18 protein-coding genes and 2 tRNA genes are annotated in these 24,140 nt (G+C 35.4%); 7 read left to right on the forward strand and 13 right to left on the reverse strand.

Annotated elements, in window-relative coordinates:
* Positions 1-17: 17 nt before the first annotated feature.
* Complete coding sequence (locus ACUTSE_RS08065; RefSeq protein ID WP_445639837.1) at positions 18-3,257, reverse strand: sacsin N-terminal ATP-binding-like domain-containing protein; 3,240 nt, start codon at positions 3,255-3,257, stop codon at positions 18-20.
* Between the two features lie 29 nt (positions 3,258-3,286).
* Positions 3,287-6,574 (reverse strand): DEAD/DEAH box helicase, encoded by a 3,288-nt coding sequence (locus ACUTSE_RS08070; protein ID WP_445639838.1) that lies wholly within the window; start codon positions 6,572-6,574, stop codon positions 3,287-3,289.
* Between the two features lie 239 nt (positions 6,575-6,813).
* On the opposite strand from ACUTSE_RS08070, the gene ACUTSE_RS08075 reads away from it, so the two are divergent.
* The gene (locus ACUTSE_RS08075; RefSeq protein ID WP_445639839.1) at positions 6,814-8,460 is read left to right on the forward strand and encodes a recombinase family protein; all 1,647 of its coding nucleotides are present in this window, start codon (positions 6,814-6,816) and stop codon (positions 8,458-8,460) included.
* A 216-nt stretch (positions 8,461-8,676) separates the two neighbouring features.
* Here ACUTSE_RS08075 and ACUTSE_RS08080 read toward each other — a convergent pair.
* Positions 8,677-8,751: transfer RNA gene (locus tag ACUTSE_RS08080), tRNA-Pro, on the reverse strand.
* A gap of 276 nt (positions 8,752-9,027) precedes the next feature.
* Between ACUTSE_RS08080 and ACUTSE_RS08085 the strand changes: the two genes are divergently transcribed.
* Complete coding sequence (locus ACUTSE_RS08085; RefSeq protein ID WP_445639840.1) at positions 9,028-10,146, forward strand: hypothetical protein; 1,119 nt, start codon at positions 9,028-9,030, stop codon at positions 10,144-10,146.
* A gap of 400 nt (positions 10,147-10,546) precedes the next feature.
* Here the strand turns inward: ACUTSE_RS08085 and ACUTSE_RS08090 are convergent.
* Positions 10,547-10,617: transfer RNA gene (locus tag ACUTSE_RS08090), tRNA-Cys, on the reverse strand.
* A gap of 87 nt (positions 10,618-10,704) precedes the next feature.
* Positions 10,705-11,061: a dihydroneopterin aldolase gene (gene folB, locus ACUTSE_RS08095; RefSeq protein WP_445639841.1), complete on the reverse strand. Its 357-nt coding sequence runs from the start codon at positions 11,059-11,061 to the stop codon at positions 10,705-10,707.
* 129 nt (positions 11,062-11,190) lie between these two features.
* Here folB and ACUTSE_RS08100 point away from each other — a divergent pair, with 129 nt between their 5' ends.
* The 4 genes from ACUTSE_RS08100 to ACUTSE_RS08115 all read left to right on the forward strand — a co-directional run bounded on the left by ACUTSE_RS08100 (position 11,191) and on the right by ACUTSE_RS08115 (position 13,960).
* Entirely contained in the window at positions 11,191-12,873 is a 1,683-nt protein-coding gene (locus ACUTSE_RS08100) for a glutamine--tRNA ligase/YqeY domain fusion protein (RefSeq protein WP_445639842.1), read from the forward strand.
* Positions 12,874-12,979: 106 nt separating this feature from the next.
* A complete protein-coding gene (locus tag ACUTSE_RS08105) occupies positions 12,980-13,321 on the forward strand; it encodes a YtxH domain-containing protein (RefSeq protein WP_002988509.1) in 342 nt (113 codons plus the stop codon).
* Positions 13,322-13,342: 21 nt separating this feature from the next.
* Positions 13,343-13,693 carry a hypothetical protein gene (locus tag ACUTSE_RS08110; RefSeq protein WP_002988511.1) on the forward strand — a complete coding sequence of 117 codons (351 nt, stop codon included), beginning with the start codon at positions 13,343-13,345 and terminating at the stop codon, positions 13,691-13,693.
* Between the two features lie 21 nt (positions 13,694-13,714).
* On the forward strand, positions 13,715-13,960 hold the full coding sequence (locus ACUTSE_RS08115) for a DUF6327 family protein (protein ID WP_002988515.1): 246 nt from the start codon (positions 13,715-13,717) through the stop codon (positions 13,958-13,960).
* A gap of 105 nt (positions 13,961-14,065) precedes the next feature.
* Here the strand turns inward: ACUTSE_RS08115 and ACUTSE_RS08120 are convergent, their stop codons facing one another.
* Together ACUTSE_RS08120 and ACUTSE_RS08125 are read right to left on the reverse strand one after the other, a co-directional pair.
* Positions 14,066-14,554, reverse strand: coding sequence for a hypothetical protein (locus tag ACUTSE_RS08120; RefSeq protein WP_445639843.1), 489 nt, complete (start codon positions 14,552-14,554; stop codon positions 14,066-14,068).
* 7 nt (positions 14,555-14,561) lie between these two features.
* Positions 14,562-15,500 (reverse strand): cytochrome P460 family protein, encoded by a 939-nt coding sequence (locus ACUTSE_RS08125; protein WP_445639844.1) that lies wholly within the window; start codon positions 15,498-15,500, stop codon positions 14,562-14,564.
* 178 nt (positions 15,501-15,678) lie between these two features.
* Between ACUTSE_RS08125 and ACUTSE_RS08130 the strand changes: the two genes are divergently transcribed.
* Positions 15,679-16,770 (forward strand): LytTR family transcriptional regulator DNA-binding domain-containing protein, encoded by a 1,092-nt coding sequence (locus ACUTSE_RS08130; protein WP_445639845.1) that lies wholly within the window; start codon positions 15,679-15,681, stop codon positions 16,768-16,770.
* Positions 16,771-16,930: 160 nt separating this feature from the next.
* On the opposite strand, the gene ACUTSE_RS08135 is transcribed toward ACUTSE_RS08130, so the two are convergent.
* From ACUTSE_RS08135 to ACUTSE_RS08160, 6 genes are all read right to left on the reverse strand, one after another.
* Positions 16,931-17,863 (reverse strand): SPFH domain-containing protein, encoded by a 933-nt coding sequence (locus ACUTSE_RS08135; protein WP_445639846.1) that lies wholly within the window; start codon positions 17,861-17,863, stop codon positions 16,931-16,933.
* Between the two features lie 64 nt (positions 17,864-17,927).
* Positions 17,928-18,893, reverse strand: coding sequence for a lipocalin family protein (locus ACUTSE_RS08140; protein WP_445639847.1), 966 nt, complete (start codon positions 18,891-18,893; stop codon positions 17,928-17,930).
* Between the two features lie 79 nt (positions 18,894-18,972).
* Positions 18,973-19,521, reverse strand: a complete 549-nt coding sequence (locus tag ACUTSE_RS08145; RefSeq protein WP_445639848.1) for a hypothetical protein — start codon at positions 19,519-19,521, stop codon at positions 18,973-18,975.
* A gap of 46 nt (positions 19,522-19,567) precedes the next feature.
* Positions 19,568-21,079 (reverse strand): glutamate--tRNA ligase, encoded by a 1,512-nt coding sequence (gene gltX / locus ACUTSE_RS08150; RefSeq protein WP_445639849.1) that lies wholly within the window; start codon positions 21,077-21,079, stop codon positions 19,568-19,570.
* A 103-nt stretch (positions 21,080-21,182) separates the two neighbouring features.
* The gene (locus ACUTSE_RS08155) at positions 21,183-22,481 is read right to left on the reverse strand and encodes a phenylacetate--CoA ligase family protein (protein ID WP_445639850.1); all 1,299 of its coding nucleotides are present in this window, start codon (positions 22,479-22,481) and stop codon (positions 21,183-21,185) included.
* On the reverse strand, positions 22,472-24,136 hold the full coding sequence (locus tag ACUTSE_RS08160) for a C45 family autoproteolytic acyltransferase/hydolase (protein ID WP_445639893.1): 1,665 nt from the start codon (positions 24,134-24,136) through the stop codon (positions 22,472-22,474). The genes ACUTSE_RS08155 and ACUTSE_RS08160 overlap by 10 nt, the downstream gene beginning before the upstream one ends.
* Positions 24,137-24,140: the final 4 nt, after the last annotated feature.

The following is a 24,140-nucleotide window of genomic DNA, read 5'->3' on the forward strand; positions in this document are numbered from 1 at the left end:
TGATTTTAAGATTCTTGTTACAGTTTTTGAGTTTCCTGAAAATATGTTTGTAAATGGTCAACGAACGTATTAAAGTCAAGAGCTTCTTTCCAAGCACTTCTATTTACATATACAGAATAATGCTCATCATCTAAAAAGGTTCCTACTTCCCCTGACTTATATTGGTTTATTGCAATTAAACTGTCTTCAATTCCGTTTACCTTATTTTCAACTAGGCATCCTATATTGATCACAAATTTCGCATTATTAATAAAATATTCTTTCGTCACTTCTGTGTCAGATTGCTCTCTTGCTAACACACACAACGCGTAATTTTTCTGATTATCTCTAGCCGTCCGTCCTTGTAATCCAGACATTTTTATACTCTCTTTGAACTGAACGGTGCTCTTAATTTCAAGTAAATAGGGATCGATTTTTTCAAAATGAATTTCGAAATCATATCCTCGGTCAGGATTCTCTATATCGTATACGGAAACATCTTTCATTGCTTCAACAAAGGCTAATTCTGCAGCATCACCAACATTTTTTCGCCATTGAGTATCTTTTGCTTCCCTTTCGATCTCAGCGGCAACATCAATTAATTTAGAAGTTCCACCTGCCATATGGGATGCTTTGATTAATTGCCCTAATTCTTCGGAGTTCATATTAAGATTTACTAAGGCCTCAATCTCTTCAATTGGCTTTTGTAACTTATGAATCGCCATTACCATCTTACTTACTTCCGGGCCAAAAGCCTTTACATATAATATTGGACGATGTCTGCTAAAATGAGGGAACAAACTGCTTGCCTCCTCCTCTTTGGTAGAAAACCAATCATTCAATTTATGAAATAGGCCATTGAATTGTCCATTGGGTTCGACTCTTTTTTCGATATCAGAACTTGAAAACAAATTATCCAATTCATCAGTTACAATTTTTATGGTCTTCCATGGTAATTTTTCATTTTTAATTTCTTTCGCTATCAAAAAAGATTGAGCATCTCCTTTTCCTGTATATTGTGTATATAATTCTTTAAAAAGAGTATCAAAAAACGCTTCTTTATCTTCGCGATAAATACCATTCTCTAATTTTCTAAATACTCCATTTTGCATAGGTATAACCGCATATTTTCGGATAAGCTCTTCATAATCTTGATTTCTGAATAAAACCTCAAAGAAACTATTTAACCATTCATAAGCAGAGGCATCATCTGCCTGAAAATATGTGTCGCAAAAAATTCTGAAGTCCTTAGTTTTTTCAATTGACCAACATATGTATTTTATAGTAGCCAGTTCTGCGGACCCAAAATTAAAGTCTGTCATATCATATACGATCCCTTTATCCGATACCATTTCAGGGAGAAGTTGTCTGGCTAAAAGATGCCACTTGTCTCTTTCCTTAGCAGTACTGTCGTTGAATAAGCATATCAGTTTAAAAACCGCATTGTATTCATTTTGCTTGTCATCAGAAGGAGTTAAATCTCCAATTGTTTTATTGACAATATTGTAAAAGGCTTTGGTATCAAAAGCGTCTATACCATCACGATGGGTTATATCATTTTCTAAAAGTTGTCGTAAAACGGGGATGCCTAATTGGGTACCGACAGATTTTATTTCTGGATTTAAAGGAGGATCGATGCGAATCTCCTGCTTTTTGCTTAAAGTTCCTCCTTGGTTTGGATATAAATTATGGGTTTCTCCTAACCCTGACTTTCCAATCTTAGATAAAAAGCGAATTAAATCATTTAACCAACTTGCAGTATTTTCATTTTCCTCTAACCTCAAAGGTTGCAACCCATTTTCTTTATTTATTTCTTCAACTAAATATTCCGGTGAAGAAATAAGACTATTTCCCCAATGAAAACCTTCCTGAGTGATAATCCGTTGCCAATCCCTAAAATCATCTTTTGTTGGAAATTGATTGTGGAAGTATTTTACCGCTATTTTGTAAAATGATAGGTTTGTTTCTTCATCTTCGTAGAGATTCGGAAACTTAGCATTATTTATGGCGATAGTGTCTCCTGAAGCGGTTTTTAGTAATGGATAACCCAGAAAAAACTCCCGAAGTGGTTTCTGTATCTGTTCAATAAACCATTCAGAGGATGTATATTCTGTTTTTTCGATCGGTAAACCACATTCTGCCAATAGAAACATTTTTTCAATCGAACAAGTCTGTAATAGCTTGAAAAAGTTGATAACTGTATTTTTCAAGCTAACAAACGTTATTCTATTCTGGTCAGCAGTTAAATCGGGTTTGTTTTCATTGTCTTTCAGTGTTCTTACCCCATCTCGCTCTTCGGAAGGAATAAAATCTGAAGATTGGACAAAAAACGGTATATGCCATTGTTCTGTTCCTATCAAAGGAAATTCCCTGTATAATCTCGCTTGTTTATCTATTGGTTCAATTAGCCAGCTTATTTCATCTTTTTTTACAACAGGAATGGCAATGGTAATATTATTTTCAGTATAGTGTAACAGCCCATTTTCATCCTCCTCAATAACAGTTGAGTCTGTTGTTAACTTAGAAAAAAATAAACCGGAAATAATTGGCGTGCTTTCAGTAAGAGAGTAAATCTTATTCTCACCTTTTTGATCGTCGATTACTCGTACTGAATTGATTACTGGGTTTATTAACAAAGTAAAAGGGAGATTTTTTTTCAACTCATCCAGGCTATCTTCAGCAAGTTGATAAGTTTCATCCTCTAATTCGTACTCATATTTTGTTAGGGGTCTGGTTTCAAATTTCTGAGGAGACTTCTCATAAAATGAATTAATTGTAACAAATACATTATCCAATTCCCTTTGTAATCCTTCCAAAGTTTCTGATGTTCTATCCACGCATATAGAAAATTCTCGGTCACCTAATTCATTTCTCAATATTCCTGAAACATTTACTTTTCTGTTGAGCGCATGAGTTGTCACAAAGCCAGTTCCAAATTTTCCTGTATTCCCATTTTCATTATTATATGATTTGGTAGATGTTCGCCTTACTAAGGCCAATAAATCCTTTAATGCGAATGGTGAACCATCGTGCGAAAATGTCAATTTATTATTAGATAAATGGAAAGTAATATTCACTTTTTGGGGATTTTCAATATCACTAATGGACACAGAGTCTTTTGCGTTTTGTATTAATTCCCAAACCCATCTCCTCTTTCTTTCATTTGGTGTGGTGATCAGTCTTTCCAGATCTTGAAGAATTGCTCTCGCTTCACTTTCTTTTCTCTGTTCCTCAAGTGCTATATCAACAGGACTTTTATCTTTATTTAGAGTTTCCATTATTATCTGACTATTTTAATTTTTTATTTCTATTCGCTTGTCATTACAAAGAAGTTATTCCCTGTCTTTTTTAATAGTAAATCAGTTGCTCCAAGTAATTTCAAGTGCTCTGTCTCTTTTTCAATAGCCTTTTTAGAAATACCCGGTTGCACAACATAAATATTGAATTCAAGTTCACAATATCCTGATGTTATCATATTTAATAAGGTGTTCATTTCTTCATCTCCACCAATTTCGTATCTACTTGTTTTTCCCTGGTTAATCCGTGAATTTTGACGTCTAACCATATGTTGCAGAAGTTCATAAGTGGTATGTCTCCAATGAAAGCTTCTTTGTGCTTGACCACAAACCTCATATAGATCCTTTAAGCGACCTCCACTCTGTGATTTTGAAGAAAACTTACAATGGTACAAGTCTATTTTTATTCTGCTGTCGCCACCATCCCAAAATTTTATCGCTATGATATCACTCGCTTCATTGGCATCATCGTCGTCAAATATTATTTTATAATCAGTATTAGATTTTAGCTTTTCAATAATATGGTATTGAATTGAGTCTGTTCTCTTTTCCTGTTTTTGCGATTCTTTCCGAATGTTCGTACCTGTCCATTCTAAAGCAAATATTTTGGAAGTATCGAAAAGGCTGATTTTTCCTTTAAAAGGAAAGAAGATATTATTATACATTTTGGAATTGTCATGGAACCAAGTCACCGGAGGAAAATCATAAAATAATTCAGCTATATCTATTTCGTTTCCTTTATAAGTAATTGTAAAAGGTATACTACTCATCAATTCGTATTTATAACCACGTCCAATCGTAGAATCCAATACTAGTTTATAGTCAATGGCATTCTGATTCGACTCAATCGAGAATTCAACATAATCACGGCCATAAGAGTTCAATTTGACATTAAAATCAACCACGGGAATACCTCTGTGCAAGGTCATAGAGGTATAAGCATATAATTCTTCGTTCCATTTCATGGCTACAGGAACTTTATTTGCAGGGAGTTCTGTAATCAATTCTGGTTTCTGAATGAATTTAAAAATGTCTTGTGTATCGATAGAATCATCTAAGAGCTTGTTGCCAAGACTATCACACCATTGGCAGAAATCGGGAATACTTTTCACCAATTTAGTCCAAACTCTACCTTTGGAGGAGCAACCAATTGTGACCTTATCTCCGTTCTCATAGCCGACTCCGAAAAGATTTGAACTGGATTTAGTATCCTTGTCCAATTCATCCAGACCACTCACTATAGAATTCCCTGCATACATAGTGAAACTGATGGGACCATCTAAAGTAGACTTTAAACCTAAATTAAATAGCTCTAATTGAAATACTCCATCCAGACATTTATAAATATCAGCCTCATTAAACAAACTTTTATTGGGTCCTACAATGGCTTCGGCAAGTTTATCATGTGTTGTTCCATTGTTTGTGCTGTTTATATAGAGTAGTTTCTGTTCTTCGTTCAAGTATATTATATAGAGATCATATTGACAGTTTAGCAAATCTTCTATTTTCCCCCATTTTACAGGATCAACTTTTTTTGCAACAATAACGAGTAGATTTTTTTCTTCATGTTCTACTGATACTGTTTCATATTTTTCATCATTGAAACAAGATGTATAATTCTGTGGCTCGCATTCGATCTCATCATCAAATAACCTGAAGATAACTGTACTCATTGCAGGCGTTATATTTCGCAATGGAATTTTTGCGGGGATCTCAGCATCTGAAAAATTCTGAAAAAAGTCTTGTTCTTCTTTCACTGAGCCTATTATATCCTCATTCGCCATACTAATGATTTTATCCCAGTCTGAATCTTTTTGATATAATGTTTTTAAAGTCCCCTTTAGTTCAGGATCTGCGATATTGGCTACTATAGATGCATTGCCCAATTTTAATATTGATTCGCGCGTAAACCTTCCAAAGAACTGAAATGAGGTTGTGATGTTTTTATGTAAATCGTGTAATGCACAAATTTTTAATTGAGGCAGGTCAAATCCTTCCCCAAGCATATCTACACATACAATTATTTTATGCTTTCCCGCGATAATGTCTTCTAATATTTTCTTGCGGATAGTCTGCTTAATACCGCTATGAATAAATACAGGGTTGTACTTCTGATATGGTTTGTAGATTTTTTCAAACACCTCTTCGGCTTTAGACATTGTATCAACCCTTGCCATTAGGATATGGTCGTATTTTTCTTCTATATCTTTTTCCAAAATAGAAATTGCCTTCTCTGCAATAAGCTGGTCAGATTTCAGTGGGTTAAATTCAAGAATAGGATGAAAAACAATTTGTTTATAGTAATTGTCTCTTTGAGCGAGTGAGAGGGGATAATCGTAAATTACCTTGCCTTGTAAGCGTTTCTTATCATTTCTAAATGGAGTCGCCGTAAATAGTAAAATAGGTTTATTAAAAGTTTCAAATTGTACTTTAATGTTATTCCACTCTTTTGCCTGACTATGGTGTGCTTCATCCATAATTAAAAGATTGCACCAATTAAGGAATGCCCCCTTTATTTTCGTATCACCACTCAGTATCCCTGTAATTATTTGCGGAGTGGAAATAATTACATTTGATTCAAACAAAGTATTTGCATCGTCTATGCTTTTTATACCCGTTTTTAGGAAACCTACAATAGGGTTTTTGGCAGAAGAGGAAACAATCTGAAACCTTTTATCTTTGAGAACACCCAGAGATTTGAATTTATTGAAAATTTGGGTTCTCAATGAGGCCGAAGGAACGATTACCAATAAGCCCTGACACTTTTCTGCTATAGTTAAACATAGCATTGTTTCAGTCTTACCTGTTCCAGTAGGCATTACAACTACAGCAGGTTTGGTTGAAATACTCCAATGTGAGAGGATGGAATGTAATGCGCCGATTTGTGGAGGTCTAAGTCCAAATTGAGTAATATTACCAGTTTCATCTTTGACTTCCTTTTTGTAATTAAATTTCCCTTCCCAAGTCTGAAGGATATTTTTGTAATCAGGAAGTTTTATATACTCTGCTTTCTTTTTACATTTCGAAAGAATTGCAATGGTCAGTTTTTCATACTCTTCAAGCAATGTGAATACAGCATCATAATTTTGTGGGATCTGGCTTTTAATTGTTGAGATAAAATACTTTGAACCATTTTCGGAAAGAAATTCATATCCTGAAAACGTACTTCCATTAAATTTCCTTATAATGCCTTGTTCAACTCCAATATAATATTCTTTTTTATTGCCGTTGATACTTTTTATATATGTACAATTGAAAGTAATTTCAATTTTTTCCTCCGGAAATAGGCTGTTCATCATGACTTAAATTTAACATATTTACAAGTCAGATATCAACTATTATATTTTTCCTATGACCTTATGGGTTTATATTCTTCAATCGATCTAAATATACAGACTTTCAACAACTTGTATTACCTACAAATATATTAAAAAAAGAAATTGAGTAATTACGGAAAACCGTATTTACACAATAATTTCAAGAGTTTAATTGCATAATTAATTTTCCATTAATACGCTCACGTTATTATTAGAAAATTATGTCAACAGCAATTATTTACATCCGTGTCAGCACAGACGAACAAGCACAAAAAGGATACTCTCAGCGTAGCCAAGAAGAAAAATTAAATAAATATTGTAGAGACAATCATATTGAAATTGTCCAGACCGTATTTGAAGACCATTCAGCTAAAAACTTCGAACGGCCGGCTTGGATTACCATGATAAAACAATTTAATATTGACAGGACTGCAAGACCAAACCTTATTCTATTTACACGTTGGGATCGATTTAGCAGGAATACAGCAAATGCATATTATACAATAACCCAACTTCAAAAGCTTGGAATTGAACCCCAAGCTACAGATCAACCTTTGGATATGTCGGTACCTGAAAACAAAGTATTATTAGCAATGTATATCGTCACAGCAGAAGTAGAGAATGACCGAAGATCTTTAAACATTAAGCAAGGCATACACAAAGCCAAAAAGGAAGGAAGATATATGGGGCGAGCACCTATAGGTTATCTCAATATACCGTTACCAGACGGAACAAAAACAATAATTCCCCATGAGCCAGAGGCAACATTGATCAAAAAGGCATTTCGAGACTTCGATGAAAATATATCAGTTCGTTCTTACCACAAAACCGTTCTTAAAAGTGGGTTAAAATGTAGTTTAAATGCATTCTTCAATATACTTCAAAATCCAGTCTACTGTGGTAAAATAAGAGTTCCATCTTTAAATGGAAAAACTATAGTAGAGGTTCAAGGAATCCATAAGCCTTTAATTTCGATAGAACTTTTTGATGAAGTACAATCAAGAATTAAACGACGTAACAAAAAATACATTAAACAAAGTGCGAATAGTGAGCTTATGTTTAGAGGAATACTCAGTTGTCCTCTTTGTTCAAAAAAAATATCAGGAAGTGGTTCAAAGGGAAGGTCTAAAACGTACTTTTATTATCATTGCTCTTCTTCTTGTGGTTATCGAGTAAGGGCAGATCAAGTAAATGAAAACTTATTATCAGCGATTCGTTTGCTAAAACCAAATTTGGAATATACTCCAATTTTCGAAGATCTTATCAGAAAGATTTATAGCAAATTGTATGAACAAAAATCTATTGATAAAACCAATATCAATAGATCATTACATAAAATGATAGAACGAGTTGCTAATGCAAGGGAACTTTTAGTAAAAGGTACAATTGACGAAGAAGATTACCATTCAATAAAATCAGACTGCGAAAATAGAATTGGCATCTTAGGCACACAACTCAATGATGCTTATAAACTTGATGTACAGCAGAAGCAGAGTTTAAAAAAGCTTACGAAATGTTTCTTAAAACCCGCTCTTATTTTTCGTGGTACAGACAATTCCATAGAATTAAAAGTTGCTTCGTTGTTCTTGAATAAAGATTTTGTATATAGCGATGCCGACTTTACAAGTCACTTGAAAGATGAGGTTCGGATCGTTTATGTATCTCAGTACTCTAATACAAAAGAGAATTTTGAAGAAGCAGAGGTCATTAAAAACATTAGCAAAGAACAACAAGAGATAATCTCGAATATTATAGAAATTGAACTGATCAAAGGGAATAAAATATCAACTCAAAATGCCACCAAGGTTTTATCCTTCCTGTTAAAACTTGCAGAAATTTGTATTTCTATCAAAATCAAGATCGGTTGAAAAAAAGAAAATATTTAAAAATGTGGACATGGTTCGAATCCTTTCAACATATTCCCATATTCTTGCCTTTTGACTCAAAATAAGCTCAAAAATATTGATATGGTGATTCTTTAATTAAAGGGAATTTTTACAGGAAGCCTTGCTATAGTAATAAAAAAGAGATTAAAATGAAAAATGGCACCATTTGTCTTCCAATGGCACCATTTATCGTTTTAGTCGGGGTGGCAGGATTCGAACCTGCGACCTCCTGGTCCCAAACCAGGCGCGATGACCGGGCTACGCTACACCCCGCTTTCGGTATCGTGAGTGCAAATATACGGCAAAAATTCAATCTGTCAATAGTTTCAACTACTTTTTTTACATAAAATTTATTTTTTATTGTAAGTCGCTAAGAATTAGACAGAAAAGAAGAACAAGAAAGAAATAGGCTACATAATTACTTGACTTGTTATCTACCAATACATCCTTAAAAAAAAAGTAATCCTTATTCAGAGTCATTCAAACTGTTAATATTAATGTTTTTTATCCATAATTAAATATCTTTGTACAAAATTATTATAAAATAACATGGAAAGAAAATTATTAACTCTTAGCTTCATCATTATTTGTGTTTCGAATATGTTTGCACAAGTAGGAATAAATACCAATTCTCCTACGTCTTCTTTAGACATATCTTATTCAGGAGATAATATTGTTCCCGATGGAATTCAAGTACCTCGTCTAACATTAAAAGACTTAACAAACAAAAATGTTTCGGTTTATACGAATGATCAATTAAGTACTATTATCTATATATCAGATATTACTGAAGGTGACAATTTAGGTTCTAGAGTTAATATTACCAAAGTAGGGTATTATTATTTTGATGGTGTTAATTGGGCTTCTCTAGATAAAGACACCAATATCTTTAATAGTAATGGAACTATTCTAGCTAACCGAGAGATAAAATTAGACGGCAAAGCATTGTCTTTTGTTGCTAATGGAACTAATGGAAATGGAATGAATATAGATGGTGAAACAGGAAACATTGGCATAGGAAAAACACCTTCTGCTACAGAAAGGTTAGTGATAAGTGGAGGACAAAATCCATTAAAACTAGAAGGGGTTAATCAAGGTAATGCTAGTTCAGATAAAATTTTAGCTATTGATGCTGATGGAATTGTGAAAGAAATGGGGACTGGTACAGAGCTACTATCAAAACTATCTGTTCCTACACCTGCTGTATTTAAACTAGCTGATAATCATATTCAAAATTTTCTATCCTCAGCTGTTGCTGGAGTTGGTCAGCTAATTCCCATGAAATTAATAAAAAGTGAAATTAAGGGGCTTGTCTACAATGAAGCGGAAGCAACCATAACAATACCTCCTGGTACCTATCAAATGACAATAACCTATGAAGCAACACACGATGCAACTGATTGTACGATAAGTTCCTATTTTTTTGATTTCCCTGGAGAGAATGGTTTAGTTACGGGAAGCAACCGTGTGCGTATTCACTCAACAGCAAGTCATGTACAGGGGTATCGCTCAAGTCATGGAGGAAGTATTTCTTATATAGGCACTATACATTCTACTGCTAAAATACCAATCAAATTAGGAAGAGGTCAGAGTGGAAATTGTGAGGGACCTGGCATGGAATTATATAAAAATTCAACGCAATTTTTAGTTTACCGTTTAGGAGATTAAGCCCTGAATTCTTGTTTTCAGCTTTTGAAATTATTTTGCCTAGCAGCATAATTTTAAAATACAAAAACAACTGATTATCAATAAAATGTCACATAAATCTATTGTTACACAAAAACGCAATAGCTATATTTCAATTTTGATTCTTTAGCTCTTATTGATAATCTATTATTTTTACGAACAGTTATAATGCTATATAAAAAAGATCAGCTTGGGTTAACCCAAGCTGATCTTTTTTATGTATACTCAATTCTAGAAGTCAAAGCACACATAGAATATCATTCAAGCTATGTATCGAATTGCTGTTCTTTACTCGGGTGGAATTTCCCTCCTTGATACTTTAAGACAGTATTTCTTAAAAGCCCTAAACGAAAAAAGGATAGCGAAAGCTATCCTTTTTCTGAGGCATCGAGCGGATTCGAACCGCTGTAGACGGTTTTGCAGACCGCTTCCTAGCCACTCGGACACGATGCCGTATCCATTAATTGGATGCAAACTTACTACTATTTTTTAAATTTAAAAACCTATTTAGTGAGTTTTTTGCCTCCAATGCAATGAAAACTATCTAACTCCTTGCATTTCAACAGTTACGTATTCTACATCTCCGCCAATTGGTGGGTTAATTTTTGAAACAGCCACGGTTACTTTGTCTACGAGCTTTATTTCTAACAGTACGCGGTCAATAATACGTTGTACAACTGTTTCTAATAGATTCGAACGCTTGTCCATTTCTTCTTTGACAATTTGGTTCAACTGCACATAGTCAACCGCATATACCAACTGATCTGTTGCTGCAGCATCTCTAAAATTCCCTGCAGCGGTTACATCTACACGGTATTCTGATCCGATTTTTGCTTCTTCTGGCATACAGCCGTGGAACGAAAATGTTCTGATATTGTTGAGTCTAATAATCCCCATGATATCTTTCTTTATAGTTTAAAAGCTAAAATTACGACTATTTTTAGTTAGATATCCTCTTTTGTCTGGGTAAAATACGTCAAACTTCTATAGTTTTTTGATACCTTTGTAGTTATAATATTTATATCCATGTCAACAAAAGAGAAATCATTAAATTTTATTGAGCAAATCATTGAAGAAGATTTAAAAAATGGTTTGCCAACAGAAAAACTACATTTCCGTTTTCCGCCTGAGCCTAATGGTTATTTACACGTAGGTCATGCGAGTTCTATTTGTTTAAACTTTGGATTGGGATTAAAGTACAATGCGCCAGTGAACTTGCGTTTTGACGATACGAATCCCTCAAAAGAAGAACAGGAATTTGTTGACGCAATCAAATACGATGTAGAGTGGCTAGGATATCAATGGGCAAATGAAGTTTATGCCTCGGATTATTTCCAGCAATTATACGATTGGGCAGTACGCATGATCCAAGAAGGGAAGGCTTATGTAGATAGTCAGACTTCAGAGGAGATGGCCCAACAGAAAGGAACACCAACAGTACCAGGGGTAAATAGCCCTTATAGAGATAGAAGTGTAGAAGAGAACCTTGATTTATTCGAGCGAATGAAAAAAGGGGAATTTGCAGAAGGAACCCATATTTTACGTGCTAAGATTGATATGGCACATACCAATATGTTAATGCGCGATCCTATTATGTACCGCATCATCAATAAAGCACACCACCGCACACAAAACGATTGGTGTATTTATCCGATGTACGACTGGGCACATGGAGAAAGTGATTACTTAGAAAGCATTTCACATTCCTTCTGTACGCTTGAGTTTTTACCTCACAGAGAATTATATGATTGGTTCTTAGATCAGGTGGTAGAGGAGGAGAATATCCGTCCAAAACAACGTGAATTTGCACGTAGAAACTTATCTCATACAGTTGTAAGTAAACGCAAGTTAGCAAAACTAGTTGCTGAAGGTCATGTAACAGGATGGGATGATCCTAGAATGTCTACGATTTCGGGTTTAAGAAGAAGAGGATATACACCAGCTTCAATCCGCAACTATGCTGATACAATCGGAATTGCAAAACGCGATAACTTAATTGATGTTTCATTGTTGGAATTCTGTGTTCGCGAGGATTTAAACAAAATCGCTCCACGTGTGATGGCGGTTCTAGATCCAGTGAAACTAGTTATTACGAACTATCCTGAAGGGCAAGAAGAGTGGTTAGATGCAGAAAACAACCCAGAAGAAGAAGTAATGACATTCAGAACGGTTCCTTTCTCAAGAGAATTATACATCGAGAGAGAAGACTTTAAAGAAGAAGCAAATAGCAAATTCTTCCGTTTAACGTTAGGAAAAGAAGTACGTCTTAAGAATGCTTATATCATCAAAGGAGAAAGCGTAATCAAGGATGAAGAGGGTAATATCACGGAGATTCACGTAACCTATGATCCAGACAGTAAAAGTGGAAGTGGAACAGAGGCGAGCAAACGAAAAGTAAAAGGAACGATTCACTGGGTTTCTATTCCACATGCAGTAGAAGCAGAGATTCGCATATACGATCGTTTGTTTATCAATGAAAATCCAGATGGCAATAAAGAAGTGGACTTCTTAGAATTCATCAATCCGAATTCGCTATCGGTTATCAAAGGGTATTTAGAACCTAGTTTACAAGAAGCAAAAGAAGGAGATAAATTCCAATTCCAACGCATGGGATACTTCTGTGTAGACAAAGACAGTACAGCAGATCAGCTTGTATTTAACAAAACTGTAGGGCTTAGAGATACTTGGGCTAAATTAGATCAGAACTAATATTTTTTAGTAATAAAACTTAAAAAAGGTGTTTTTAACGTTATATTAACGGGTAAAAGCACCTTTTTTTATTAACTTTATGAGATAACCATAAAATTTAATTATTATGTCAGATCGTTTAGGTAGTACATTAGCAGCTTTAGTAGCTGGAGCAGCAATAGGAGTAGGTATTGGAATACTGTTCGCTCCTGATGAAGGAAAGAAAACGAGAAAAAAAATTAGAAGATCGTTTGATGAGTCGAAAGACGAACTTTCTCACAAAATTGATGATTTAAAAAAACAAGTGCGCAGTGTTGTCGATCGCAAATCAAATAGCATCGAAGATGGTATTGAGGATTTCATCAATTCAGCTGGTAAAAAAAGAGATGAGGTAATTTCTGCTTTAGAGCATAAATTAGCTGAGCTTAAAAAGCAAGGAAAAGAATTGGCAGAAAGCGCAAAAAAATAATCCGTTTATAACAACTGAAGCATGGCATTCCAAGAAATCAAAAACAACATTAACGAAATAAAAGAGCATTCGGAGCAATACCTCAATACGAGTATGGACTATTTCCGTTTGTGGGGACTTAAGATTACGGCAAAAACTGCAATCATTTTCATGACTGTATTTGCGGTAGGTGTCTTTTTTCTACTTTCGCTATTCTTTGTCTCTTTATTTGCAGCAATCGCCATTGGCGAGCAAGTGGAGAGTAAATCGCTTGGTTTCCTCTACGTTGGATTATTTTATTTATTAATTAGCATTGTTGTCTTTACTTTTCGAAAATATATTGTCGATAGACCCCTAATTAAAAAGCTTTCAGAGGCTATTTTTAATGAGTAAGACCGTAAATATTACACTACTATGAGAAAGAGTTATTCCTCCTTTGAGCAAATTAATCAAGATTTACAGATTTTACGTATTGAAAGGGAGATCCATTATCAGAAAATTAATTTGGCTTTTGACGAATTGAAAGAAGATGTGGCGCCACAAAATCTAATTAAAAACACATTGGGTTCGGCTGGATCGTTATTGCGAAACTCTGGTGGTATACAGACCTTACTTGTAACGTCTATTTTGAAGTATTTCATTCGAAAGTTTAGAAAATAAAACAGCTAATCACACTGATAGCATTCAGGTTATCCTATAGAAAAGGTAATAGGAGTAGATTTTTTGTATGATACAGAAAATTCGCTCTTATTACCTTTTTCATTTTTATTTCACTTCAGGGCTACTTGCTTTCTGCTGTCCTAGCATATATTGAATTCTTTCCTCCTCGTTTAAAGGCTTCTTTTGCTGTTTTCCTTGTGCATCATAACAGCTATATGCTATTGTTTCTTCTTGAACCACTTCAATTCGCTCTATCTGTTTCATTTGTTTTGGAACCACTGCACCAAACCAATCTTCATCTGCTTCAGATTCCCAAAGGACGCCATATAAAACCGTTCCTACAGGATACGAAGGATGTTCAGGTGATTGAGAAAAATTAAAAGCAGTCGGATTTCCATAAACAACCAACATGCTTTGGTCCTGTGGATATAGACAACAAGTAAGCACTTGAAGCGACTGTGGGTTTTCTGGTAGATCCCCAAATGGATAAAACACAAGTGGTTCTTTCAACTCTAAGGATGCTTTTGAGGTACAACTCAATGCAACCATCCCGATAATTCCCCCAATAATTATTTTTATGCTTATCTGTTTCATTCGTTTTCTATTTTAAATCAAAAGGTTTGGTAAAGACATAATCTCTTTCTTTTTGCGGTTTATGGCAATTCATGCATTCCACTACAAAAGCCTTGGTTTCACCATACGGTTTTAACTGAGGTCCTTTCCATCTTGCCCAGCCCCAACCTGCAGTATACTTGTATTTGTGAGTATCTTTAAACATAAATTCAACCTGTACAAATTCTCCCATTGCAATACTTCCATCCTCATTTACTTGCTGTTTCCAAGCGGCTTTCGCTAAAATGGTACCCTCTGGCCAAGGATTTATCTTCTGATTGCGGATGGCCTCTACTGCCTTTTCATTACCATAAATAATCCGAATCGTTCCATTATCAAAGCGATCTGACATACTGATTACAGTCCAGTTTCGATAATCAGTGGGATATGCGATTCGATTTACAGTAGATTGAATCTCTCCTACCTTTTGGTTTTCTTCCTCTCTGTTTAGTTCCTCTTCCTGCAACGTCTTCTTTTGATTTGTTTTCGTTGGTACAGGTGTTGTTCTACGAAGTAAATAGTCTTTTAAAAGCTTAATTTCTTGCTCTGTTACTTTTATTTCTGGATGAATCCACTGATAAGAAGATAATGGCATCTCTTTTGCTAGTATCTTATTTACGGAATAAAAAAGCTTTGCATTTTGTTGATTGGTATCCAATTCTTCCCATTTTGAAAAATCCATGGCTTGTTTCCCTTTTATAATGTGCCCATAGACGACATTTTTAAAAGGAAATATTTTGTCATACCATCTCAAGGTCGTTTGAGATGAATGGCAATCAAAGCAAGATTTTTGTAAAATATCTTGAATTTCTTTTGGTACTCCACTCAACGTATCTATTGGTTTATATGGAGGTTCATCTGGCCCCATGATATATAATAATCCCAGTAGAAATACAGCGAAGAAAAGGATTACATAGTTCTCTTTCATCTGATTTTTCGATTTACATTATACAAGCAAAACTAGTATCGGCTCTATAGTTCTGAAACAAAAAATAGCTGAATGAGCATTAATCGTAATTAAAGTGGAATAGTAGGCTTTGAAATAAAGCGCAGAAAAAATAGCAATAAATTAAAAACAAATAAAAAAGTTTCATCTCTTTAAAAAAATGACAAAAAATAAAGCATATACTCTTATTTTTTTGGTACTTACTACCTCAACTATACTAAGCAGTATTGGGTTGTTCTATTATTTTTATACCCACGCTCAAGAAGCGCTTATCGAACAAAAAAATCAATCGGGGCAGCGAGAAATACGTGAAATCGGAATTTTATTGGAGCAGCAGCTACAGCTTGGTCTATCGCCAGCTACAGTACAGCAACATCTACAACAAAGTATTCTCAATACAGATTCGCAGGGGGAGTTTGTTTGCCTATATACTAATGAGGGCATTGAACTATGCCACCCAGATCTTACTAAGGTAGGCACCAAAGTAAACAGAGAAAATTCTATTTTTTTTAAAAACGCAGTACAGCATCATTTTCTATCCATTTTAGAAGAAGGTAAATTAACCCAAGGGATTCGTACCTTTGATCCTCAAAGCCATCGCGATTCTGAAATTTTACATATTTACCCTGTAAAAGGTACAAATTGGTTGTTAGCTAGCCATATTAACATCAAAGTACTTCAAACGGAATTAAATTACTTATTTCAAAAATTATTACTAGCAACTGTTCTTACAGGATTAATGCTGATAGGAAGTTGTTTTTGGTTCATCCTCTTGATTTACAAAAAGAGAGAAACAGCAATTGATGTTCATCTCTCTGATTTGCATGATACCATTTTTCGTTTAAACGTTATGAATCAACTCTTGCAACAAAAGCAATATCAAGTAGGAGACATTAGCAGTGAGGAGGAACCAGGTAAAAAACGGCTGATTGCCTATCAAAAAGATAAAATAATCACTATTGACACGTCCGACATTATTTTTATAACGCTACAGCACGGAATTGTTTCTGTTCGCACCACACACAATAAAACCTATACCTTGAATCAAACCTTAGAAGAATTGATGCAAGGATTAGATCCGAAGCGATTTTATAGAGCCAATCGACAGTATATTTTACCTATTACCTCTATTGAGAATATTTGGATTTATGGTCGGAATCAGTTAAAAATCGAAACGGTGCACAAAAGCATTGATCCCATTATCATCAGCAAAAATAAAGCGGCTGATTTTAAAAGATGGCTAGATCAATAACTACTAATTTTATTTTACTGACTATCCCATAAAAAAACAAGCTTGAGCAATTTATTTGCTCAAGCTTGTCTCGTTGATTCTATGTATTGAATCTATGATCTACAATAAAGCCTTTATAGGCCTTTTCTTTCTCTTTACTACACTTATACTATACTTAGTGCTATTCGTGTGCATTATCTTTCTTAGAAGGCTTAGATGGTGCTACAGCATTCATTTCAGATACTTTTGCGCTCGCAGCAAAAGAAGTCACCATATTTGTCAGCATATCACTCGCTGCAGTAGGTGAATTTGGCAATAGGATTAAGTTTGATCTTGAATCTGCTCCAACTGCTTGTAGTGTATCGTAGTGTTGAGTTACCACAATCAGGGCAGAAGCCTCTTGAGAGTTGATTCCCACTTTATTCAATACATCCACACTTTCTACCAATCCTTGAGCAATCTCGCGGCGTTGATCTGCAATTCCTTGTCCTTGTAAGCGTTTCGATTCAGCTTCAGCCTTTGCTTTCGCTACGATTCGAATTCTACTTGCTTCTGCTTCGTATTCCGCTGCTACTTTTTCACGATCGGCAGCATTGATTCGGTTCATTGCATTTTTCACTTGAATATCTGGATCAATATCTGTAATCAACGTATTGATGATATCGTAGCCATAAGTTGTCATCGCTTCGTTTAATTCGCGTTTAACGGCTATTGCAATATTGTCTTTTCTTTCAAAAACATCGTCTAAGATTAACTTCGGTACTTCTGCACGAACTACGTCAAATACATAAGACGTAATTTGATCATGCGGGTATTCTAATTTATAAAACGCATCGTAAACGCGATCTGCAATAACTTTAAATTGAACAGCTACTTTCAGTTTAACGAAAACGTTGTCTTTTGTTTTTGTTTCGATCATTACATCCAATTGCTGGATACGCAAATTTACTACGCCTGAAATACGATCAACCACTGGTATTTTCAACTGTAACCCCGAATGACGAATACTTTTAAACTTACCAAAACGCTCAACAATTGCAGAAGATTGTTGCTTTACCGTAAAGAAACTCAGGAACAAGATAATCAATACGGGTACAAGAAATATAAAATACATAACAAAATTTATTTATTCGAACGTTAAAATACAAAAAAATCTCCATTGCTGGAGATTTTCATGCTTATTTCTTCAATTCTAATTGTACATCTGTCAAAGCTAACAATGCAGGAGGAATACTACCTGCTAAATCCGGTACTAAAATTGGAATTAGAGCTTCGAATTGATTTCCTTTCGCTTTAATCACCAATTTTGTCGCTGTGTTTTCTACTACATCGACGATCATAGACTGACCGAATAACGTCATGGTCAAGACATTTCCACTAATCGACCAATTCGCTCCCGTTGTCTTTAAATCACAGTTGTCCTCGTGATAGTCAAATTTAACCGTTTGATTACTGTTAAAGATCAAGGTATCATCTTCACAATTTTCCTTTTTAGGGTACGCCATATCTGCTACTGTTGAACCCAAAGCATCTACTTTAACGTGCACCGGAATCCATGTACCTACGATAGGTCTTTCATCTACTGCTTCGGCAACCGTAATTTTCACGCGGTTACTGTCTACAAAACCTTGTTTTTTAGCTATCACGTAATATTCCCCTTCTTGGGTAAATGTATATGGAGAAGTAATTTTAGTATCCTCTATAAACAACTCTGCATCTGTGATTGTTTCCTCTCCTTCTGTTACAGCAAAACTGATATCTTCTCCTGCGGTAATGCTCGTTTTATTTGCTTCTAATTTCAATACTCTAGCAATACCTACTTCAGAAACGATAATCGTAATTTCATTACTCTTGTTATAGCCGTCTTTTTTAGCTACTACTTTATACGTTCCTGCTTTGTCAAAAGTATACGGATTCGCCGCTGCTTTTCCATCAACCTCAATTTTAGCACCTTCTATTACCTCTGTACCCACAGTCACAACGAAAGCTACTTCTTCATTTACAGTTACATCCGTACCATTAACAGAAGCTAAAACTAACGTTTTTAATTGTTGTTGTTCTGAGCTGTTATCATCACTGCTACAAGATACAGTCCCTGTCATTACTAGAGCTAACAATGAAAGGGTTAAAACTATTTTTTTCATAAAATCATTTTTAGTTAACCCTCAAATATACAACTTATTATAATTATAATTTAAAAATAAATTAACGTAAAAATATTATTTATTTAACAAAATTAAAATGAACAAATAAAAGTCCTCTTTCGCTTGCTTCTATATCTTCTAATTCAGGTAAGTAGGGCTTTAAATCTTCCTCTACACTTTGTAGTGGAATAGAGACCTGAAGTTTCCCCTCAGCTTTATCTAGGAGTATACTTTTGAATTCGCGTTTATCTTCTAATATCACACCCAGTTCCTCTAATTTATGGTACCACTTGAAGTTGATGGTCTTGCCTGTACCTTGTGCAAGGAACGTTTTGAACTGTCCTGTATAATCTTGATTTAACGTGAGGATATCTTGAGTACCTGCCGGTTGTAAAAGCTCGTATTTTTTTTCAAGTAGTACTGGCCCCAACAGCGGTTTAACCTCAATCGATTCAGGCTTCCATTCACCAATAAGGTGTTTTTGGATGAATTTCGTCCACTCTTTTTCTGCACGCTCTGCTGTATTATCCTCTTCCTTGGAACACGCAGTACCAAACAAGAGTATCACAGTCAAAATAGCCATCAATTTTTTCATTCCGTATTGATTTATGCCCTTAAAATTACGCATTATTTTTAACAAAAAAAGAGAGCTAACGATGTAGCTCTCTTTCTTTTTATATTGTTGCAATTGCTTGCTTGATTCGCTTTAGCGTTTCTTCTTTTCCGATTAATTCAATGATTTGAAATAAGTCTGGTCCTTTCAATTCTCCAACCACACATACGCGTAGCGGTTGCATTACTTTCCCTATTCCGATACCTTGTTCATTGATCCAATCTTTTACTTCTTTTTCAATCGCTGTTGATTCAAAGCTAGTTATTCCCTCAATTACTTGAGCCACTTGCTGCATCAATCCAGCTGTATCTTCTTTCCAGTTCTTTAAGGCTTTTGGATCATACGCTGCTGGTGCTTGGAAAAAGAAATCGCTCAATTCAAAGAAATCAGAAACAAACGTTGCACGTTCTTTGATTAAAGCTACTACTTGTTCTACATAGGCATCTGTTGCTTCAATTCCCTTTTCTTTTAAGATTACTTGGAACGATTGCGCTAGATCTGCGTCTTTTTGCTGTTTTAAATAGTGCTGGTTGAACCATTTGTTCTTTTCTGGATCAAACTTCGCCCCTGCTTTATGCACGCGTCCTAAGTCAAATTTTGCTACTAACTCTTCTAAAGAGAAAATTTCCTGATCTGTACCATCATTCCACCCCAACAAAGCTAAAAAGTTAAGCACCGTTTCTGGATAGAATCCTTTTTCGCGATACCCTGATGATTTCTCACCAGAAATAGGATCTTGCCAATCCAATGGAAATACAGGGAATCCCAATTTATCTCCATCGCGCTTAGACAATTTTCCGTTTCCTACTGGTTTTAAGATTAATGGCAAGTGTGCAAATTTAGGAGCTTCCCATCCGAATGCTTTGTATAGCAATTCATGTAATGGAAGAGAAGGCAACCATTCTTCTCCGCGAATCACGTGTGACGTTTCCATTAAATGGTCATCCACGATATTCGCTAAGTGATAGGTTGGCATACCATCACTCTTAAATAATACTTTATCGTCTAATAAATTTGTTTCAAACTTAATATCACCGCGAATAAGATCATTCAACAACAAAGTTTCACCTACTGGTGTCTTGAAGCGAATTACATAAGGTACATCTGAAGCAATTAATTGGCCTACTTCTTCTTTTGACAAGTTTAAAGACGTTTTTAATTGTTCTCTGTTGCTGTGATTATAGATAAACGTTTGCCCAGCTTCTTCTGCTTTTTTGCGCAATTCGTCTAATTCTTCTGCTGTATCAAACGCATAATACGCCCATCCTGTTTGAATCAACTGGTCTGCGTATTGCTGGTATAAGGCTTTGCGTTCACTTTGTCTGTAAGGTCCAAACTTTTCGTTTTTTCCCATCGTTTCATCAGGAGAAATACCCAACCATTCCAATGCTTCTAAAATATAGGCTTCTGCTCCAGGAACAAATCTATTTTGATCTGTATCCTCGATTCTCACATAGAAAACACCGTTATTCTGTTTAGCAAATAAATAATTAAATAATGCTGTTCTAACACCACCAATGTGTAAAGGTCCTGTAGGACTAGGTGCAAAACGCACGCGAACTTGATTAGCCATTTTGATTCATTATATTTTTACAAAGATACTACAACTATCGTTTTTTATAAAGTTGTAATGCCTTTAAAATCATTTATAAAATTTAAAACTTTCTTTTTGAGTTTTACTGTACACGCTTATCAATAAACGTGATGGGTTTTCTGCTTAATGCATTAAAAACAATGGGCTGTAAAACTTCCATTTCTTCAAATACTACTTGTGGAGTTACCCTTAATTTAGCGCGAAATGTATCTTTAATCTGCTTCATATATTCGTCTGAAGTATCGGTACTCACCAGTCGAATGACAATTTCATCCGTTCCAATGTCGTTGGTTTTCACCTCTACTAAGTGCATCTGAATGGACTTGAAGGCATTGAGCATATCGTGAATTGCGGGTGGATAAAACGTGGTTCCTTTGTATTTAATCATGTGTTTTTTGCGCCCTTCCACTGGCCCTAAGCGATAGGAATTACGACCACAGGAGCAAGGTGTAGTGTGTTTTCGCACCATATCACCTGTTTTAAACCGCACCAAAGGGATCCCTTCGACCCCCAGTGTTGTAATAACTAACTCACCTAATTCTCCTTCTTGAACAGGAATATTAGCCTCATCTAAAATTTCGGTAATAATCAATTCTGGAATCACATGCCCCCCTTGATGCAAATGACATTCTGTAAAAGCGGCTCCCATCTCTGTTGAGGCATAGGTAGAGAATAGCTCCAACGGCCATTTCTCTAAAATTCGATTAGCTAGAATACTGGGTTGTAAATCTGCTGTACGCAGTGCCTCTCCAATACATATTACGCCTTGTACACTGCTGTTTTTATAATCAATGCCTACTTTTTCTGCATAATCAATGAGTTTCAGTAGGAAAGAAGGGACTCCAATCAAGTATTTCGGTTGGTATTTAAGAATAGAATCCCACTGCAATTGCGGAATTCCAGCTCCAACACGAATAACGCCAGCCCCCAATTTACGCAAACCTAAAAAATAAGCTAATCCTGCCATAAATCGGCGATCAATGGTTGTCATGAGTTGCACCGTATCTCCTTTTTGAACACCTGCAATGGTAAAAGAAGTGGCTTCGTTAAAAGCCAATCGATCTAAATCTTTATCGGTTAGTCCAAAAGTTACAGGATCTCCTAATGTGCCTGATGTCGTGGCATAATCTATAATTTGAGTTTTGTCCACACAAAAGAAATCATCGTTATTTCTCTGCAAATCGTCTTTGGTAATTAACGGTAATAAGGGAAGATCTTCCAAGGTTTGGATGGCTGAAAGATCAACTTGTTGCTCTTGGTACAATTGCTTATAAAAAGGCGAATGTTGGCTGACATAACGCAACACTTCTCTGAGTTTTTGCTCTTGAAAATGTTTTATCTCATCAACTGATTGATTCATTACTGACGAATTTAGTTCCATTTTCTATTTATTTTTTTGAGGTATTTCTTTATTTCTTTTTCGGCATTCACCGTTGTCACTTCTTTGGTCAAGGCTTGTTCAAAAGCTTCTTTGGCCAATTGATATTCTTTTTGGTTGTAGTAATATACACCTGCGCGATAATAAACCAACCAGTACTCAGGATTCAATTGCTGATACGCTTTAAGCGTCGCTGCCTCTATTTTTTCATTATGCTTTATCTGCTGCTCTATCACGCGATTTTCTTTTCTGAATGCTTCATAATCTGCATACGCCTTGGTATGTATAAAAGGATCCTCAGCAATCGTTAGGCTATCAATAGCGTACGAATGCACTTCTTCAAAGGTATTCGAAAAAACAGTATTGAGGTCATAAGCTACGAACTCTCCCAATTGATAAGGATTTGAAGATACCCAAACGAGGCGTTTTTCAGGTTGAAAAATAATACCGTGATGGGCAAGGAGTTGGTTTAGGGCTTTCTCGTTCCCATATCCTAATGCTTTGTTGGCTAATCCTTCCGTATTACGCAGTAAATGTGCCATCTTTAACGGAGACAATTGGTGTTCCTCGTCCACAATTTCCTTTATTTTTTCCCAGCGGTATTGCGAATGACTTTCTTCAATTTGTTTGAGGTTGCGCTTATCTTTGGCAAAAGCTTCGCTTTGGAAGTGATTGGAACAGATTATCGAGGATACATTAGGCATATCATACACGCCAAAATTTTTAGGTGCTATTTCAATAATAACGGCTTTTTGATCGTGGGCACTCCCCACTAAAATCGATTCAGAAACGAAAACTTCTTTCTTTTTAGCAATGGCAATTGCTTCTTCAATTGTTGCGGCATATTGCAGAATTTCACGTGCTACAACAGAAATTGGTGTTTTTGCTTTTAGTGGTATAGCCGATTTCCCAGCATTTAACGTCACGGTTAAACCTTCTTGATTCATACCTGAGACAACCCCTGTCATGCCGCCCCAAGTTACAGACATAAACGCATGTCCTTGATTGGGTTTGACAAAAGCGATAATTTTATTTTCTGCGAATTCATCTCCTGCATAAAAATCAAAATTACGTCCAATAAGCAATCCTCCATCTTCCGAATGCTCTCCCCAAACAGCCAAAGAAGAACAGCCTACAAGAGCTAGATCTTGAAACGCATGTCCAATATCGTGTGCACCGTGCAAATACAGGTTTCGATGATAGGCATCCCCTAGATAAGCAAAGCGATCACTGGCATATTGAGATACGCCGTAAATTTCAGTTTTAAACTCTTCTGGGATATAGCGATACAGATGTCTGTTGTAAAATTTAAGCATTTTAACCAACATCTTTTGTTTGAAAGCAGAAGGTACAAATTCCTCTACTTTAGCAAAAAAAACGGTTTCTTGCTTTTGATATAGTTTTTGTGTCAAGGCACCGGTTTGCAATCCAATTTGATAGGGATCTCCTTGTACATACAGCTCCCATAGTTTTTGTCTATTTTGATAAAGATACGCTTGTGTTGTAATTTTCAATGTATCGGTATCATAAGACAATCGAGGCACAATTGTGTCGTATTTTTCAATAGGCGGAAAGTCTTTGAGTCCTTTTTTAATTCCACAATTCGCAACCAATACAGCCAGTAGAATTAACCCGATTATTCTATGTGTGTATTGCATCATC

It is taken from the genome of Myroides sp. TSA_177.3 (genome assembly GCF_052691955.1).